Annotated in this window: 15 protein-coding genes; 6 read left to right on the forward strand and 9 right to left on the reverse strand. The window is 70.4% G+C overall.

Going from position 1 to position 17,932, the window contains the following annotated elements:
* Positions 1 to 1,059 (forward strand): M4 family metallopeptidase, encoded by a 1,059-nt coding sequence (locus tag AC3ENX_RS13550; RefSeq protein ID WP_434812331.1) that lies wholly within the window; start codon positions 1 to 3, stop codon positions 1,057 to 1,059.
* Complete coding sequence (locus AC3ENX_RS13555) at positions 1,043 to 1,477, forward strand: protealysin inhibitor emfourin (RefSeq protein ID WP_434812332.1); 435 nt, start codon at positions 1,043 to 1,045, stop codon at positions 1,475 to 1,477. Before AC3ENX_RS13550 ends, AC3ENX_RS13555 begins: the two co-directional genes overlap by 17 nt.
* Here AC3ENX_RS13555 and AC3ENX_RS13560 read toward each other — a convergent pair.
* The 3 genes from AC3ENX_RS13560 to AC3ENX_RS13570 are packed head-to-tail and all read right to left on the reverse strand — an operon-like array spanning position 1,457 to position 3,296.
* The gene (locus AC3ENX_RS13560; protein ID WP_434812333.1) at positions 1,457 to 2,071 is read right to left on the reverse strand and encodes a GNAT family N-acetyltransferase; all 615 of its coding nucleotides are present in this window, start codon (positions 2,069 to 2,071) and stop codon (positions 1,457 to 1,459) included. The genes AC3ENX_RS13555 and AC3ENX_RS13560 overlap by 21 nt on opposite strands.
* 23 nt (positions 2,072 to 2,094) lie before the next feature.
* A complete protein-coding gene (locus AC3ENX_RS13565) occupies positions 2,095 to 2,787 on the reverse strand; it encodes a uracil-DNA glycosylase (RefSeq protein ID WP_434812334.1) in 693 nt (230 codons plus the stop codon).
* Positions 2,787 to 3,296: a phosphoribosyltransferase gene (locus AC3ENX_RS13570; RefSeq protein WP_434812335.1), complete on the reverse strand. Its 510-nt coding sequence runs from the start codon at positions 3,294 to 3,296 to the stop codon at positions 2,787 to 2,789. Before AC3ENX_RS13570 ends, AC3ENX_RS13565 begins: the two co-directional genes overlap by 1 nt.
* Before the next feature lie 82 nt (positions 3,297 to 3,378).
* On the opposite strand from AC3ENX_RS13570, the gene AC3ENX_RS13575 reads away from it, so the two are divergent.
* Entirely contained in the window at positions 3,379 to 4,845 is a 1,467-nt protein-coding gene (locus AC3ENX_RS13575; RefSeq protein ID WP_434812336.1) for an MFS transporter, read from the forward strand.
* Between the two features lie 19 nt (positions 4,846 to 4,864).
* On the opposite strand, the gene AC3ENX_RS13580 is transcribed toward AC3ENX_RS13575, so the two are convergent.
* Complete coding sequence (locus AC3ENX_RS13580) at positions 4,865 to 5,677, reverse strand: SDR family oxidoreductase (RefSeq protein WP_434812337.1); 813 nt, start codon at positions 5,675 to 5,677, stop codon at positions 4,865 to 4,867.
* A gap of 131 nt (positions 5,678 to 5,808) precedes the next feature.
* Between AC3ENX_RS13580 and AC3ENX_RS13585 the strand changes: the two genes are divergently transcribed.
* Together AC3ENX_RS13585 and metX are read left to right on the forward strand one after the other, a co-directional pair.
* Entirely contained in the window at positions 5,809 to 7,131 is a 1,323-nt protein-coding gene (locus AC3ENX_RS13585; protein ID WP_434812338.1) for a bifunctional o-acetylhomoserine/o-acetylserine sulfhydrylase, read from the forward strand.
* A gap of 202 nt (positions 7,132 to 7,333) precedes the next feature.
* The gene (gene metX, locus AC3ENX_RS13590) at positions 7,334 to 8,536 is read left to right on the forward strand and encodes a homoserine O-acetyltransferase MetX (RefSeq protein WP_434812339.1); all 1,203 of its coding nucleotides are present in this window, start codon (positions 7,334 to 7,336) and stop codon (positions 8,534 to 8,536) included.
* A 103-nt stretch (positions 8,537 to 8,639) separates the two neighbouring features.
* On the opposite strand, the gene AC3ENX_RS13595 is transcribed toward metX, so the two are convergent.
* Positions 8,640 to 9,302 carry an NUDIX hydrolase gene (locus tag AC3ENX_RS13595; RefSeq protein ID WP_434812340.1) on the reverse strand — a complete coding sequence of 221 codons (663 nt, stop codon included), beginning with the start codon at positions 9,300 to 9,302 and terminating at the stop codon, positions 8,640 to 8,642.
* The gene (locus tag AC3ENX_RS13600; protein WP_434812341.1) at positions 9,299 to 10,528 is read right to left on the reverse strand and encodes an MFS transporter; all 1,230 of its coding nucleotides are present in this window, start codon (positions 10,526 to 10,528) and stop codon (positions 9,299 to 9,301) included. Before AC3ENX_RS13600 ends, AC3ENX_RS13595 begins: the two co-directional genes overlap by 4 nt.
* A gap of 131 nt (positions 10,529 to 10,659) precedes the next feature.
* Between AC3ENX_RS13600 and AC3ENX_RS13605 the strand changes: the two genes are divergently transcribed.
* Positions 10,660 to 15,435 (forward strand): NAD-glutamate dehydrogenase, encoded by a 4,776-nt coding sequence (locus AC3ENX_RS13605; RefSeq protein ID WP_434812342.1) that lies wholly within the window; start codon positions 10,660 to 10,662, stop codon positions 15,433 to 15,435.
* Between the two features lie 18 nt (positions 15,436 to 15,453).
* On the opposite strand, the gene AC3ENX_RS13610 is transcribed toward AC3ENX_RS13605, so the two are convergent.
* The 3 genes from AC3ENX_RS13610 to AC3ENX_RS13620 all read right to left on the reverse strand — a co-directional run bounded on the left by AC3ENX_RS13610 (position 15,454) and on the right by AC3ENX_RS13620 (position 17,894).
* Complete coding sequence (locus AC3ENX_RS13610) at positions 15,454 to 15,765, reverse strand: thiamine-binding protein (RefSeq protein ID WP_434812343.1); 312 nt, start codon at positions 15,763 to 15,765, stop codon at positions 15,454 to 15,456.
* 19 nt (positions 15,766 to 15,784) lie between these two features.
* Positions 15,785 to 16,999: a hypothetical protein gene (locus AC3ENX_RS13615; RefSeq protein ID WP_434812344.1), complete on the reverse strand. Its 1,215-nt coding sequence runs from the start codon at positions 16,997 to 16,999 to the stop codon at positions 15,785 to 15,787.
* An 85-nt stretch (positions 17,000 to 17,084) separates the two neighbouring features.
* Positions 17,085 to 17,894: an ADP-dependent NAD(P)H-hydrate dehydratase gene (locus AC3ENX_RS13620; protein ID WP_434812345.1), complete on the reverse strand. Its 810-nt coding sequence runs from the start codon at positions 17,892 to 17,894 to the stop codon at positions 17,085 to 17,087.
* Positions 17,895 to 17,932 lie beyond the last annotated feature (38 nt).

Genomic DNA, 17,932 nt, shown 5'->3' on the forward strand with positions numbered 1-17,932 from the left:
ATGCACGCGATCGTCCCTCCCTATCTCCTGGCCCGACTCGCTGCCACCGACGAGCCTCACCTCGCGCGCGCGGCACAGGCGGCGCGCGCGACGCTCGCGGTGCCACGCACCTACGATCCGGTGCGCGCTGTCATCGACGTCACGGTCGAAGGCGACGCGCTCGTGTTCGAGGCCTCGCCGGTGCCCGATCGCGTCATCTCCGATGCGCAGAACCGTGAAGAACTGCCCGGCGTGCTGGTGCGCGCAGAAGACGACCCGCCGACCGGCGACGCCGCAGCAGACGACGCGTTCGACGGCCTCGGGTACACGCATCGCTTCTTCTGGGAGGCGTTCGAGCGGTCCTCGCTCGACGGCGCGGGTGCGCCGCTGCGCGCGACCGTCCACTACGGCGTCGACTACGACAACGCGTTCTGGGACGGACAGCAGATGGTGTTCGGCGACGGCGACGGCGAGGTGTTCACCGGCTTCACACGATCGGTCACCGTCATCGCGCACGAACTCGGCCACGGCGTCGTCGAACACGCCGGCGGCCTCGAGTACCAGGGGCAGTCCGGCGCCCTCAACGAGTCCATCGCCGACGTTTTCGGCGCGCTGACCGAACAGCATCGGCTCGGCCACACCGCAGACCAGGCCGACTGGCTGATCGGTGCCGGCATCTTCACCGAGGTCGTCACGGGGACGGCGCTGCGGTCGATGAGCGCCCCCGGCACGGCGTACGACGACGATGTGCTCGGCAAAGACCCCCAGCCGGGGCACATGCGCGACTACGTCGTCACGACCGGCGACAACGGCGGCGTGCACATCAACTCCGGCATCCCCAACAAGGCCTTCCACCTCGTCGCCACGACGCTCGGCGGGTACGCCTGGGAGCGCGCCGGCCGCATCTGGTACGGCGCACTCACGGGCGGCACCCTCTCGCGCACAGCCTCGTTCACGGACTTCGCTGCCGCCACGACAGCGACCGCCGAGCAGGAGTACGGTGAGGACTCGGAGGAGGCCGCCGCCGTCCGGGATGCCTGGATCGGCGTCGGAGTGACCGAGGATGCACCGACCGCCTGAGCCCGACACGCATGACCCGAGCGCCCCGCGCGACGACGCGCTCGACGACCGCGAACCCGCCGCGTCAGCGACGCTCATCGAGATCACCGTCGCCCGCACCGGCGGCATCGCGGGCCGCACGCGGACCTGGTCGGTCACGGCCCGCGGCGACGGCACCGCGCAGTGGATCACGCTCATCGAACAGTGCCCGTGGGATGCCGAAGCGGACACCCCCGCCCGCGGCGCCGACCGGTTCGTCTGGACCGTCGATGCCATCGAGGACGAACGTGCCCGCTCCGCCGAGATCGACGACGGCGACCTCGCCGGCGCGTGGCGAGAACTCATCGATGCCGTGCGTGATGCCGACGACGAGGCGCCGGCTCTCCCGCAACCACCCACCTCGGGCGGCGAAGCCCCGTCAGCGCCGACCGAACAGTGAGCGCTTGCCGGTGGGCTTGAGCGACTTCTGCATGTAGATGGTGCCGAGCCAGCGACCGAACTTTCGACCCACGCGCCCCATACGACCGACCTCTTCGAAGCCGAGGCGCTCGTGGATCGCGACCGACGCCTCAGCCCCCTTGTCGCTGATGACGGCCACCATCTGCCGGATGCCCTGCTGCTCGCACGCCACGATGAGCGCCTGCAGCAGCGCACTGCCGAGGCCCTTGCCCGTCGCTGCCTGCCCCAGATAGATCGAGTTCTCGACCGTGTAGCGGTAGCCGCTCTTGCCGGTCCACGGCGAGACGAGCCCGTAGCCCAGGATCTGCCCCGTCGGTGAGACCGCGACGAGGAACGGCAGTTTCAACTTCTCGAGATACTCGAACTTCTCGACCCACTGCGCGTGCGACCAGCGCTTCTCGTCGAAGGTCACGACCGAGTTGGTGACGTAGTAGTTGTAGATCTCGCGCACATCGGGCATGTCGGCCTTGCGTGCGGGCCGGATCTCGAAGCTGAAGGGCCGCTCCGGTTCGGGCGCTCGACGAAGGTGCCGCGGCAGCCTGCGCCGGTCGCGTTCGTACTCCTCCTCCAGCATGCGGCCAGCCTACGCGTCCCTCGTCATCCGGCGACCTGCCAATCCACGGGGCGCGCGCCGAGCCCCGCGAGCAGGTCGTTCGCGCGCGAGAACGGCCGCGATCCGAAGAAGCCCCGACGTGCAGACAGCGGCGAGGGATGCGGCGAGGTGATGATCGGCGTCTGCCCGAGCAGAGGCTGCAGGCCGGCGGCATCCTTGCCCCACAAGATGGCGACGAGCGGCGCATCACGGGCGACGAGCGCGCGGATCGCGTGCTCGGTGATCTCCTCCCAGCCCCAGCCGCGGTGCGACCCGGGTGATCCGGGCGCGACGGTGAGCACCCGGTTCAGCAGCATGACGCCCTGCGCGCTCCACGACGACAGGTCACCGTGCGATGCGGGTGCGATGCCGAGGTCATCGTGGAGTTCGCGGTAGATGTTGCCGAGGCTGCGCGGCAGCGGGCGCACGTCGGCGTCGACCGCGAACGACAGTCCGATCGGGTGACCGGGCGTCGGGTAGGGGTCCTGCCCGACGATCAGGACGCGCACGCCGTCGAACGGCTCCGCGAACGCCCGCAGCACCCGATCGCCCGCGGGCAGATACGGTCGTCCCTCGGCGGCCTCGGCCCGCAGCCGATCGCCGAGCGCCGCAAGCTGCGGTGCGACCGGCTCGAGCTGCCTCGCCCAGCCGGGATCGATCAGGCCTGCAGCGGCGAGTCCCTCGAGCGTCGCGGGCATCACGCGCTCGCTGCGTCGCCGCTCACACCGGCATCCTCTTCGGTCACGGTTCCGCGTGCCGACCAGGGGAAGTCGATCCACCGGTCGGTCTCACGCCACACGTAGTCGGGCATCGCGACCGATCCGGGCTTGGAGTAGATGCACACCGAACGGACATCGGCACCGGCCTCGGTCAGCATCGCGACGGCGAGCGCAAGCGTGCGCCCACTGTCTGCGACGTCGTCGACCAGCAGTACGCGCTTACCCGGCAGGTATCCCAGGTCGAGGTCGGGCGGCAGCAGCGCGGGGGCATCGAGCACGGTGCCGATCCCGGTGTAGAACTCGACGTTCAGCGCGCCGCAGCTCTTGACCCCGAGCCCGTAGGCGATCGCGCCGGCCGGCAGCAGCCCGCCGCGTGCGATCGCGACGACCACCTCGGGCACGAAGCCGTCGCCGATGATTCGGCGGGAGAGATCGCGACTGGCCTCACCGAACCCGTCCCAGGTCAGAATCTCGCGCTGCGTGCTCACCGGTCCTCCTCCGCCACGAGACCACAATAGGCGCGCGGCGATCCGCGAGGGTGCGCCCGCACGGCACTCCTAGACTGACGCCGTGGCATCCCGAACCGCATTGCGCGACTCCGCGCTGGGCATCACCGCCGGCCTCATCGGCTGGTTCATCCTCGTCGAGATCGTCTCCGGCATCCTGCAGGGCTACTACGTGCCGCTGTTCAGCGACATCGTCATCGAGCTCGGCATCCACGACTCCGATGTCAACTGGTTCGAGGCGGCCCAGCTGCTGCTGTCAGCCCTCGTCGTGCCGGTGCTGGCAAAGCTCGGCGACATGTACGGCCACAAGAAGATCCTGCTGATCGCCGCCGTCCTCACCGCCGGCGCAACCTGGTGGCTGGCATTCGCCGACTCGTTCACGACGTTCCTCATCGCCTGGGCGCTGCAGGGGTTCTACGTCGTCTGGCTGCCCCTGGAGATCGCGCTCATCTTCGAGCGGGGTCGCCGGCAGAACCACGGCGTCTCGTTGACGCGTCGGGCTGCCGGTCTGCTGGTCGTCGGACTCGAGGCCGGCGCGATCATCGGCGCGCTGGCCGCCGGGCGCATCTATGCGGCGACGGGAGATCTGACCGTCACCCTCATCGTGCCCGCCGTCGCCGTGACGATCGTGGCGGTCGTGATCTGGCTGTTCGTACCGGAGTCGACGCCGCAACCCGGACGCTCGCTCGACACCTGGGGCTTCGTGATCCTCGCATGGGGCCTGCTGCTGGTCACCGGGGCGCTGGCGTGGATACGGATGATCGGCGAGCTCGACCTGGGCGAGGGTGCCTGGTTGTGGGTCGTGGCGCTGCTGCTCGCCGGCGTCGCGGTGCTGGTGTGGTTCGTGTTCTACGAACTGCGGCAGGCGGACCCCGGGATCGACATCCGCGTGCTGCGGCGGCCCGAGATGTGGCCGGTGCAGGCCACCGCCTTCCTCATCGGCATCAGCCTGCTGGGCGCACAGGGGCCCCTATCGACCTACGCCGGCACCGATCCGTCGCTCGGCTACGGGCTGGGGCTCGACTCCACGGAACGTTCCAACATCATCGGGGTGTATCTCGTCTCGCTCATCGTCGGGGCGGTGCTGTTCGCGGTCACGTCCCGGCGCGCGTCGCCGCGAATCGTCCTCATCGCCGCTGCACTGCTCGTCGGAGTCGGGTACACGCTGTTCCTGCCGTTCCACCTCGAGCTGTGGCAGGTGCTGCTGAACCTGTCGATCGCGGGGCTCGGCTGCGGTGCGCTCGTGGGCGCAATGCCCGCCGCCGCTGCGGCAGCGGCACCGATCGGGCAGACCGGCGTCGCCTCAGCCCTCACCAACACGACCAAGACGATCGGCGGCACCTTCTCGTCTGCCGTGTTCGGGGTCGTGCTCGCTGCGGGAGCCGGCACTGTCGCCAGTCAGACCGCGGCATCGCTGGGTGGCTACATGACGGTCTGGGCGATCTGCGCCGCGGGTGGCTTCGTCGCCGCGATCCTGTTGTTCTTCGTGCCGAAGGTCGCGTTCGCCGATTCCGACGTGTCCGCAGTCTGACCGTCCTCCGGCACGCGGGTCAGTGCGACCCGGGGATGCGGGGGCGCAGCGGACCGCGGGCCAGCAGGTGCTGCGCGGACTGCGCGACGGGGCGCATCGTGATGAGATCGAGGTTCACGTGGCCCGGCGCGTTCAGGGCGTACGAGATCACATCGGCGACGTCGTCCGCGACCAGCGGCCGTTCGACGCCTTCATACACGCGCTCGGCGCCGACCTGGTCCCCGCCGAGCCGGTTCAAGGTGAACTCCGGCGTGTAGACCATGCCGGGCGCGACCTCGGTGACCCGGATCGGCTCCCCGTTGAGCTCGAGACGCAGCGCGCGCACCAGCATCGACTCCCCCGCCTTGGCCGCGTTGTAGCCGGCACCGCCCGGGTACGCGGTCTGCGCGGCCGTCGAGGTGACGTAGAGCGTGTCAGCGTGACCGCCGTCGCCGATCGAGCCGCGCAGCAGCGGCAGCAGCGCCGCCGTCACGAGCTGCGCCGACAGCACGTTCACCTCGAACATCCAGCGCCAGTCGTCGGGGTCGCCGTCCTCGACCTTGTCGGTGCCGCGCGCGCCGCCGGCGATGTGCACGAGTGCGTGCACCGGTCCCGTCTGCTCCAAGTGGGCCGCGAGTGCGTCGATGTCGGCCTGCTTCGACAGGTCGGCGGCGAATGATGCCGACCCGACCTCGGCATCGAGCGCGGCGAGCCGCTCCGCCCGGCGCGCGACGCCCACGACGTCCCACCCTGCGGCACGCAGCGCGCGAACCGTCGCCTCGCCGATGCCGGAACTGGCGCCGGTCACGACGGCGCGTCTGGCGGTGGTGCGGGGTGCCTCGGTGTCAGTCATGCCCCCACGCTAGCCCCGCGGCGCGTTACGTCACATTTCCGCGCCGTTGTTTGCGGATTCCCGCCTCCGTACGCTCGGGTGCAGGCCACGGCGACCGTCGTCGGCCGCAGACCGCAGGACGGGGACCCGACATGACCGCTGACGCGAACTGGCGCTTCGAGACCAAGCAGATCCACACCGGGGCCGCACCCGACCCGGTGACCAAGGCCCGCGCGACGCCGATCTACCAGACCACCTCCTACGTGTTCGACAACGCCGACCACGCCGCGAACCTGTTCGCGCTGGCCGAGTTCGGCAACATCTACACCCGCATCCAGAACCCGACCCAGGATGTCCTCGAACAGCGTCTCGCGGCGCTGGAAGGCGGCACCGGTGCCCTCGTCCTGTCAAGCGGCCAGGCCGCATCGACGTTCGCCATCCTCAACATCGCGCAGGCCGGCGACCACTTCGTCGCGTCGAGCTCGATCTACGGCGGCACCTACAACCTGTTCAAGTACACGCTCGCCAAGCTCGGCATCGACGTCACCTTCGTCGAGAACCAGGATGACCCCGAAGAGTGGCGGCGCGCCGTGCGTCCGAACACGAAGCTGCTGTTCGCCGAGACGATCGGCAACCCGCGCATCAACGTGCTCGACATCCGCACCGTCGCCGACGTCGCCCACGAGGCGGGCGTGCCGCTCATCGTCGACAACACCATCGCGACCCCGTACCTGATCCGCCCCTTCGAGCACGGTGCCGACATCGTCGTCCACTCGGTGACGAAGTTCCTCGGCGGCCACGGCACCACGATCGGCGGTGTGGTCATCGACGGCGGGACCTTCCCCTGGTCCCAGCACGTCGAGACCTTCCCCGGACTCACCGAACCCGACCCGTCCTACCACGGGGCCAGCTACACGACGGCGGTCGGCGACGGACTCGCCTACATCATCAAGGCTCGCGTTCAGCTGCTGCGCGACCTCGGTTCGGCCATCGCGCCGCAGAGCGCGTGGAACCTCATCCAGGGTGTCGAGACGCTGTCGCTGCGCATTGAGCGCCACGTGCAGAACGCGCAGGAGATCGCAGAGTGGCTCGACAACCGCGACGACGTCGCGAGCGTCAACTACTCGGGCCTCCCGTCATCGCCGTGGTACGCGGCCGCCAACCGCTACGCGCCCAAGGGCGTCGGCGCCGTCCTGTCGTTCGAGCTCAAGGGCGGCGTCGAAGCCGGGCGCGAGTTCGTCAACTCGCTCACGCTGTTCAGCCACCTCGCCAACATCGGAGATGTCCGCTCGCTCGTCATCCACCCGGCATCCACGACGCACGCCCAGCTCACGCCCGAGCAGCAGCTCACCGCGGGTGTCACGCCCGGCCTCGTCCGCCTGTCGGTGGGCCTCGAGAACATCGACGACCTCAAGGCCGACCTCGAGCAGGCCCTGGCCGCCGCGCGACGCGTCTCCGAGGCCGCCCGCGCCTGACCGTCCTCCTCCTCAAGGCCACAAGCGCCCCGCCCCGTCTCCACGGGCCGGGGCGCTTCGGCGTTCCCCCCTCCGAGTTCGGGTCGCGAATCGCCGGTGCGCAACCCGCCGCACCCACCGTTTACGACCCGAAGCCGAGGAGGATCGGCGACCGAGCCGTAATACGACGACCCCGACAGCGGGCTGACGGGAGAATGGACGCATGGACTGGCAGACCTCCGAAGACACGGTGCCGTCGGCGCCGATCACGGAGGCCGACGCGCGGCTGCTGCTCGGGCGCCCGCCCACGACGGGCGCGTGGCGCGACGGCGACCTGGTGGGGCGGCGCCGCTTCGCCTCGTTCGGCCGGTTCACGACTGAGGGCGGCCGCGAGCTTCCCGGCGTCCGCCTCGCATACGAGACGTGGGGTGAGCTGAACGGGGCGCGTGACAACGCGATCCTGGTCCTCCACGCACTCACCGGCGACAGTCATCTGGCGGGGCCCGCCGAGCCTGGCCATCCCACGGCAGGGTGGTGGGACGACATCGTCGGCCCCGGCGCCCCCATCGACACGGACCGCTGGTTCGTCGTGGCCCCGAACATGCTCGGCGGATGCCAGGGCTCGACGGGGCCCGCCAGCATTGCGCCCGACGGCTACGAGTGGGCGTCGCGGTTTCCGTACCTCACGATCCGCGACCAGGTGTCGGCGCAGGTGCGGTTGGCCGACGCGCTCGGCATCGAGGTGTGGGCTGCGGTCGTGGGCGGCTCGATGGGCGGCATGCATGCCCTCGAGTGGGGTGTCGGTCACCCCGAGCGACTGCAGCGCCTCGCCGTGCTGTCGTCGCCCCCGACGACCACCGCCGACCAGATCGCCCTCAACTCGGTGCAGTTGGACGCGATCCGGGTCGACCCGCGGTTCGCCGGCGGCGAGTACTACGACGCGGGCGACGGGGACGGCCCGCACCGGGGGCTCGCGCTCGCCCGCCGGATGGCCCTGCTGAACTATCGCAGCCCCACTGAGCTCAACCAGCGGTTCCAGCGGTCGTGGCAGTCCGACAAGAGCCCGCTCGGACACGGCGGGCGGTTCGCGGTGGAGAGCTATCTCGATTTCCACGGCAACAAGTTCACGCGCCGCTTCGACGCCAACTCGTACATCGCGCTCGTCGAGGCGATGAACTCGCACGATGTCGGGCGCGACCGCGGCGGCGTCGACGACGCTCTGGCGCTGGTGACGGCGCGCACGCTCGTCCTGGGCATCGACAGCGACCGCCTCTTCCCCATCGAAGGGCAGCACAGCATCGCGCGCGGCATCCGCACGACGATCGACGACGGCGCGGTCGTGCTGTCGAGCGATTTCGGGCACGACGGCTTCCTCATCGAGACGGCGGCCGTCGGCGCCCACCTGCGCCGCCTCATGGCGGCCTGACCCTCCCCTCACGCGGGATGGCGCACCTCGCAGTCGGACCCAGGTGCGAGCACGGTCTCGAGGGCAGAGCACGTCGCCGAATCGGGCGGCGACAGAGCCCTCCTCACACGGTGCGACGGTACCGCCACGGCAGCGTGGCCGTTTCGAGACGGTGGATGCCGTTCTCGGTCGGTTCACCGGGGTGTTCGGCGTCGCCCTGCCACAGCATGAGGCCGCCATCGGCGGCCACCGTGTCGAACCGCTGCACCCCCGCGCCGTCAGCGATCGCGAGTGCCTCGGCCACCGTGGCGACGCGCGTCAGCGCGTGCAGCGTCACCCACGTCGGCGGGTAGAGCACGAGCGCGCCGGCGCCGTGCGCCGCGAGCGCGTCGGCGGGGCCGAGCCATTGCGCCGAGACAGCCTCGTCGGGCTGCAGCGTGAGGTCGCCGCCGGGATCGGCCGCAAGGAAGAACCAGGTGCGGATGCGCACCGGCATCCGTTCGGGTGGCGTCCACCTCGACAGCGCCACGAGGTCGCCCGCCTGCAGGTGCATCCCGGTCTCTTCCGCGGTCTCGCGCACCGCGGCGGCGCGAAGCGTGGCGTCGTGGTCGTCCCGGGCGTCGCCGGCTTCGACTTTGCCGCCGGGAAACACCCACGCGCCGGCGAAACTGCCCCGGTCGGGGCGCTCCAGCAGCAGCGTCTCGATGCCTGCCGCGCCGTCGCGCAGCAGCACCACGGTCGCCGCTTCGGGCAGCCGTGCGGGCGTGTTGTGAGACGTCGTCGTCATCCCGCCAGGGTACGGGCCGGCGCCGAACGCCGGGACTGCACCGAGAGGCTGGTCACTGCCAGGCCCAGTCCGGCAACAGCGAGCGCGGCCCCGACCCAGACCGGCGCGACGTACCCGAACCCTGCCGCGATCACCAGACCGCCGAGGTACGCCCCCATCGCGTTGCCGATGTTGAGCGCCGAATGGTTGAGCGCGGCGGCGATCGACTGGTTGTCTTCAGCGACGTCCATGAGCCGAGTCTGGATGGCGGGGCTGAGCACCGACGAGGCGAACCCGACCGCGAACACGAGCACGGCGACCGCGACGATCCAGTGCGCCGTGAGCGCCAACAGCACCTGCACCAGGATGAGCAGCACGAACCCGCCCACCAGCGTCCGGCGCAGGTCGAGATCGGCCAGGCGCCCGCCGAGCAGGTTGCCGATCGTCATGCCGAGCCCCATCACGACGAGGATGACGGGCACGACCCACTCGGGCGACCCGGCCACCTCGGTCACGAGCGGCGCGACGTAGCTGTAGACGGCGAAGAAGCCGCCGAAGCCGATGGCGCCCACTCCGAGGGTGAACCAGACCTGCGGGATGCGGAAGACGCGCAGCTCGGCGCGCAGGGTGCGACTGGCATCGCCTTCGTGCGCCGGCACGAACAAGCCGATGAGCACCGCCGCCAGCAAGAAGATGCCGGCGACGACGGCGAAGGCGACCCGCCATCCGAACTGCTGACCAAGGAAGGTTCCGGCCGGCACGCCGACGACGTTGGCGACCGTGAGCCCGGTGAGCATGAAGGCGACGCCCTGCGCGCGCCGGCCCGGTCCCAGCACGTCGGCGGCGACGAGCGCCCCGATGCCGAAGTACGCACCGTGGGGCAGACCCGCCAGCACGCGCGAAGCCGCGACGAGTTCGAAGGTCGGCAGCACGAAGGTGAGTGCGTTGCAGACGGTGAGCGCTGCGGCGAGCACGAGCATGACGCGATGACGCGGGAACCGTGCGACGACCCCGGCGATCGTCGGTGCGCCCACGACGACACCGAGGGCGTAGAACGAGATGAGCCAGCCGGTGTGCGCGATCGCGGTCTCGGCGTCGGCGGCCCACAGTTCGGGCAGCAGGTCGCGCGCCATGTCGGGCAGCAGGCCCATGACGGTGAACTCGGTCATGCCGATGCCGAAGCTGCCGACGGCGAGGGAGAGGAGCGCCCACGTCGCCGCCCCCCTCGAGCGATTCGAGGAGGTCATGGAGGCGATGCTATCGATTCGCCAGAGCGGTGTCGAATCGATTCGAGCCCGCGACGCCGCGACCTCGGATCGCTAGGCTGGGTTCGACGCCTTGCGCCGGCGTCACCGGCGAGGCAAGGACGATGACGTTCATGACTGACGATGATGCGTTCGCATCCCTCCGCACGATCGTCGACGGGGTCGAACCCGAACTGCGCCCCGGCATCCAACGTCTGCTCGAGCACCTCGACGCCGACGACCTTGCCGAGCGCGAACCCCGCGATGTGGTCGGCGCGGCCTCGTCGCTCAGCGCGCTCGCCGCTCGCCGCGCACCCGGCGAGACCCTCGTCTCGGTGTTCACGCCGACCCTGCGCGAGGACGGCTGGGCCTCCCGCAGAACCATCGTCGACATCGCCACCGACGACTCGCCGTTCCTCGTCGACTCCGTCACGGCCGCCGTCGCCCGGCTCGGACTGACCGTCCATCTGCTGCTGCACCCCGTGATCGCGGTGCGTCGCGATGACGATGGTGAAGTGCTCGAACTCGACGCGCCGGGAGGCGACCGCGAATCATGGATCCACCTCGAGGTCGACCGCGTGCCGACCGAAGAGGGGCGAGCCGAGCTCGAAGCGCGGTTGCGTGCCGTGCTCGCCGATGTGCACGCCGCCGTCGCCGACTGGCCGGCGATACGACGGGCGTGCCTCGACATCGTCGCCGACCTGCGCGCCGCGCCCCCGACGACCGCCGATCCGGCGGAAGTGGCGCGGACCGCCGAGTTCCTCGACTGGCTGGCAGAGGACAACTTCACGTTCCTGGGGTACCGCGAACAGCTCCTCGTCGAAGTGGACGGCGAAGACGCACTGCGTCCGGTCGCGCATTCCGGCCTCGGCATCTTGCGCAAGCCGACCGCCGACGTGGCCCGCCTGCGCCCCGAAGCGCAACGCACCGCGCGCGAGCCCCGGCTCCTGACGATCACGAAGGCGAACTCGCGTGCGACCGTGCACCGCGACGTGTACCTGGACTACATCGGCATCCGCACCTTCGACGGCGAGGGCCGGGTGACCGGCGAACGGCGATTCCTCGGCATGTTCACCTCAGTCGCCTATGCGGCGTCGGTGCTGACGCTGCCGATCGTCGGCGCCAAGGTGCGTGCGGTGCTGCAGGCTTCGGGCCACGCGCCGGATTCGCACTCCGGCAAAGACCTGCTGCAGGTGCTCGAACAGTACCCGCGCGACGAGCTGTTCCAGGACTCGCCCGAACACCTGCTCGCCGTCGCCACCGAGACGACCCGTCTGCACGAGCGGCGTCGGGCGCGCGTCTTCCTGCGCAAAGACGAGTTCGGCAGGTTCGTCTCGGCGCTCCTGTTCCTGCCCCGTGACCGCTACAACACGACGGTGCGCCTGCGCCTGGAGGCGCTGCTGCGAGACGTGTTCGGGGCCGAGCACGTCGACCACGCCACTCGCGTCGGCGACGCTCCGCTGGCGCAGCTGCACTTCGTCCTGCGGATGCCGCGCGGCGTCTCGATCCCCGATGTCGACGAGGCGACCCTCCAACCGCAGGTCGATGCCGCCATCCGCAGCTGGGATCAGGCGTTCGTCGATGAGGTGCACCACCGTCACGATGAGGATGCCGCGGCCAGCCTGCTCAGTCGCTACGGCGCCGCCTTTCCCGAGTCCTACAAGGAGTTCGTCGAACCGCACGAAGCGCTCGGCGACCTGTCACTGCTGGACCGCCTCGACGGCGGTGAGGCGTTCGCGGTCCGCCTCTACGAACCCGAGAAGCGCAACCCGCAACTGCGCGTGCTCACGATCGCCACCTCTGAGCAGTATCCGCTCACACAGGTGCTGCCGATCCTGACCGATCTGGGGGTCGACGTCGTCTACGAGCGCCCGAACACGCTCACTCTCCCCGACGGCAGCACCCGGCACCTGTCCGACTTCGGATTGACGTGCAGCGAGACGACCCGCTGGGCCGACCCTGCCTGGGGCGCCGCGTTCGAGGATGCGTTCGGCGCGGCGTGGACCGGCGCCGCCGAGAGCGACCGGCTGGGCGCACTGGTGCTGCTGGGCCGGCTCGACTGGCGCCGCATCGTCGTGCTCCGCGCGATCACGATGTATCTGCGGCAGATCGGGTCGGCGTTCTCGGTCGAATATATCGAGCAGGCACTCATCGGCAACCCGGCGATCGCCGCCGACCTGGTGCGCCTGTTCGAGGTGCATTTCGATCCCGACCTGCCCGGTGACCGCGAGGCACAGGCCGAGGAGTTGGGCGCCGCGCTGCTCGACGCACTCGACGCGGTGTCGAGCCTGGACCACGACCGCATCCTGCGGCGGATCATCGGCGTGATCGACGCGACCTGGCGCACGAACTTCTACCAGGTCACCGCAGACGGCGCCCCGAAGCCGTGGGTGGCGATGAAGATCGACTGCAAGCGCGTGCCCGACCTGCCCAAACCGCATCCGATGGCCGAGATCTGGGTGTACTCCCCCGAGGTCGAGGGCACACACCTGCGGTTCGGCAAGGTCGCCCGCGGTGGGTTGCGCTGGAGCGATCGGCGCGAGGACTTCCGCACCGAGGTGCTGGGGCTCGTGAAAGCGCAGATGGTCAAGAACGCCGTCATCGTCCCCACCGGCTCGAAAGGCGGGTTCTTCGCCAAGCGGCTCCCGCCCGCCACCGACCGCGCGGCGTGGCTGGAGGCGGGAAAGGCCGCCTACCGCACCTTCATCCGCGCACTGCTGGACGTCACCGACAACCGCGACGGCACCGAGATCACCGCGCCGGAGCGCGTCGTGCGTCGCGACGACGACGATTCGTACCTGGTGGTGGCCGCAGACAAGGGCACCGCGTCGTTCTCCGACATCTCCAACGGCATCTCGGAGGCCGCCGGGTTCTGGCTCGGCGACGCGTTCGCGTCGGGCGGGTCGGCCGGTTACGACCACAAGGGCATGGGCATCACGGCGCGCGGCGCGTGGGAGTCGATCAAACGCCACTTCCGCGAACTGGGCCATGACACGCAGGCAGACGACTTCACGGTGGTCGGCATCGGCGACATGTCGGGCGATGTGTTCGGCAACGGCATGCTGCTGTCGGAGCACATCCACCTCGTCGCCGCATTCGACCACCGGCATGTGTTCGTCGACCCCGACCCGGATGCCACGGCCTCGTTCGCCGAGCGCCGGCGCCTGTTCGACCTGCCCGGCTCGTCGTGGGACGACTACGACCGTTCCTTGATCTCGGCAGGCGGCGGGATCTTCCCGCTGAGTGCGAAGTCGATTCCGATCAGCGCCGAGATGGCGACAGCGCTCGGATTGGATGCCGGGGTCCGCACGCTCACCCCGGCCGAGCTCAAGCGCGCCGTGCTGCTGGCGCCCGTCGACCTGCTGTGGAACGGCGGGATCGGCACGTACGTGAAGGCGAGCGACGAGACGCACGCCGAGATCGGCGACCGCGGCAACGACGCCATCCGCGTCGACGGCGACGAGCTGCGTGTGCGGGTGGTCGGCGAGGGCGGCAATCTCGGTGTGAGCCAGCGCGGGCGCATCGAAGCAGCCCTGTCCGGCGTGAGCATCAACACCGACGCGATCGACAACTCCGCGGGCGTCGGCACCTCGGACCGTGAGGTCAACATCAAGATCCTGCTCGGTGCGCTCGAGCGCGACGGGCGGCTCGACCGCCCCGCACGCGATGCACTGCTGCGATCGATGACCGACGAGGTCGCCGCGCAGGTGCTGCGCGACAACTACGAGCAGAACGTGCTGCTCGGCAACTCGCGCGCCAACGCCGCCGAGATGCTGCCCTCGCACGATCGGCTCATGCAGTGGCTCGAGGACCGGGACGAACTCGACCGCGATCTGGAGTTCCTGCCGGGCTCGGCCGAGGTGCAGGAACGCATCGACGAGCATCGGGGCCTCACCCGACCTGAGTTCGCGGTGCTGCTCGCCTACGCCAAGCTGGCGCTGAAGGCCGATCTGGCGGCATCCGCTCTCGCCGACGACCCGTGGCTCAGCCGCGCGCTCGCCGAGTACTTTCCCGGACCGATCCGAGACCAGTACGCCGACGACCTCGCCGGGCACCCGCTGCGGGTCGAGATCATCGTGAACTCCGTGGTCAACTCGATGGTCAACCGCGGTGGCGTCACGTTCGCCTACCGGGCCGAGGACGAGACCGGCGCGCCGGTGGAGCAGATCGCCCGCGCGTACGTCGTGGTGCGCGAGGTGTTCGACCTCGGCGGTTTCGTCGCGGCGGTCGAGGCCACCGACAACCACATCCCCTCCCTCGTGCAGACCGAGCTGTACCTGGGCTTCCGGCGCCTGCTCGACCGCGCCACGCGCTGGTTCGCCCAGCACCGACCCGACGGCGTCGACATCGGCGCCGACGTCGAGGCCTTCACCGGCCCGGTTGCGAACCTTTCGGCCCGCCTGCGGGATCTGCTGCGCGGCGACGAACTCGCGCGGTTCGACGAACAGGTGCAGCGCTGGGAAGATGCCGGGGTCCCGGCCCCGCTCGCGCGCCGCGGCGCCGGGATGCTGGCCTCGTACGCCCTGCTCGACATCGTGGAGCAGGCCCGGCTCCGAGAGTGGAACCTCGACGGGCTCGCCGAGGTGTACTTCGAACTCTCGGCACGCGTCGGCTTCGACGACCTGCTCTCGCGGGTGAGCGGGCTGCCGCAGGACGAACGCTGGGGAGCGATGGCGCGCGCCGCGATGCGCGACGACATCTACGCGCTGATGATCGCACTGACCACGTCGGTGGTCGAGCACACCGACCCCGGCGACCCGGCAGTCCGGGTCGCCACGTGGCTGGACCAGGGCGGCGCCGCCGGCGCCCGCGCGCTCGAGGAGGCGCTGGGCGCGATCGATGCCCCCGCCGAGGCGGGGCTCGCGCCGATCTCGGTCGCCGTGCGCAGGCTCCGCTCCCTCGTCCGATAGGGATGCGGGAGGGGTCGATCAGTCCTCGGCGTCGTCGATCGCAGCTTCGAGCCGATCGATCTTCGCGTCGAGTTCGCCGGTGTACCCCGGGCGGATGTCGGCTTTCAGCACGAGCGAGACCCGCGAGCCGAACGGCTCGACGGCGTCGGTGGCCTGCTTGACGACGGCCATCACTTCGTCCCACTCCCCCTCGAGTTCGGTGAACATGCTGGTCGTGCGGTGCGGCAGGCCGGAGGCGCGGACGACCTTGACGGCTTCGGCGACGGCGTCGTGCACCGAGCCGTCGGCCCGGCCGGTGCCGCTGGGGGCGACGGAGAAGGCGATGAGCACTGCGATTCCTTTCGATCGGTCAGACGGGAGCGGAGACGGGGCGCCGATCGCGCACAGGAAGTCGGACGATGCGCACCGCCATCCACACGAACAGCACGACCAGCAGCGCATTGCGCACCGACAGCACCGAGACGGCGAGCGCGTCCGGCACGATCACTCCGCCGTACAGGATCGGATAGACGAGTTGGGTGAGCCCGGCCAGCACGAGACCGAGCGCAGCCGGCGCCCACCACCGTTCGCGGCGCAACACGAGTCCGATGACCAGCGGCGGCACGATCCAGCACAGGTACTGGGGCGAGCCGACCTTGTTGAACACGATGAATCCGGTCACCAGCGCCAGCGACAGCGCGGGGAACATCTCGACGAACGCGGCGCCGCGCCACATTTGGAGGGCGCCGAGCAGTGCGGTGGCCGCGATCACCGCGATCAACAGCGGCGTCATCGCGTCGATCACCGGGTCGATGGACGTGCCCGTCACCTGGAAGGTCAGCAGGTCCGTCGAGTAGTACACCCAGAACCCTTCGACGCCCAGGAGCGCCCCCCACAGGTACGGCGTGCTCACGGGCGCTTCGACCTGCAACCCGCGTGTGGTCTGGTCGGTGATGAACCCGAACGCGTGACCGGCACCACCCGCGACGACGACGGCGATGAGGATCAGTGCGCTCACGACGGCGGCGCCGCCGATGACCGCGCCGCGACGCCGCACAGCGACGACGGCGGCGGCGAGCAGCGCGGCCGGCCACACCTTGATCCACGTGGCTGCGGCGAGGATCATTGCGGCCGCCCACGGCCTGGCCACCAGCCACAGACAGCCGATGATCCCGAGCGCCACGGTGAGCGCGTCGAGCCGGTACAACCCCACCGGCCCGAGCAGCGCGATCGATGTCAACCAGAACCAGCCTGCGACCGAACGTCCGGTCGATCGGGCCCGCCCGATGAGCATCGCGAACGCGACCGCGTCGACCGCGGTCACCAGCATCGCCCACCCCACCGTGTAGCCGACCCCGACCACGCCGAACGCATGAGCGAGCACCATCGGCACGAGTGCGAGCTGCGGATACACCCACCCGCTGTCGATGCCGACGATCGTGCGGCCGGCGAGCGCGTCGGCCGACCAGGGTTCGTAGACCCGGTACACGTCCCCCATCGGCTCGTTCGGCATGACGAACCCGAGCCACGCGACGCCAAGGTGCACGACGGCGAAAGCCACCCAGAGCACACCCCGTCTCGACACGCCTCTCATCCTAGGCAGGGCCCCTGTGCGGCTTGGTTCCCGGTCGTTGAGCGAGGGAGAATCGCGACCGAGACGAAACGGGCACTCAGTCCGCAACCGCCCCGATCGCCGCGGGCAGCGACGCTGCGACGTCGAGCGCCGTGACCGGGCCGCCCCCGTTCGCGCGCACCGCCAGCAGGGCGGCACGCGAGTGCAGCCACGCCCCCGAGGCCGCCACCGGCGCGAGCGGCGTGCCGGTCGACACCGCGGCGGCGAGGGCGCCCACGACACCGGCGAGCACGTCGCCCGAGCCGGCCGTCGCGAGCCGATGTGTCTCGACGTCGATGCGGTGCACCGCCCCGTGCGGGTCGGCGACGACGGTCATCGCCCCCTTGAGCAGCACGACGACACCGGCGACCCGAGCGGTCTCGACCGCGGCATCCACCCGATCACCGTCGACGGATGCCAGCCCGAACACGTCGCGCAGACGGTCGTGCTCACGGTCGTGCGGCGTGACGATGACGGGCGCCGACGTGTCTCCCACGAGGTCGAGGGCGCCCGCGTCGACCACCACCGGCACATCGCCCCGCAAGATCTCCCGCAGCGCCGCGGTCTCGTCCGATGTGCGGGCCGCGGCATCCGTGCCCGACCCGATCAGCCACGCCTGCACCCGACCGTCCGCACACACGGTCTCGGGGCGGCGGTGCAGCACGAGGTCGGCGGCGCGACGGGGCCCGAGGTAGCGCACCATGCCGACGCCGGTGCGCCACGCCGCCTCGACGCCGAGCACCGCTGCGCCCGGGTACCGGTCCGATCCGGTTCGCACCCCCAGAACGCCACGGGAATACTTGTCGTCGGAGCCGGTTGGCTCAGACAGGACGCCCGCAGTGTCGTCCGCCGTCCACGCGCCCATCATGGCGTCACCCTACCTCGGCCGCGCGCCCTGACCGCTGG

It is taken from the genome of Microbacterium sp. bgisy189 (genome assembly GCF_057707225.1).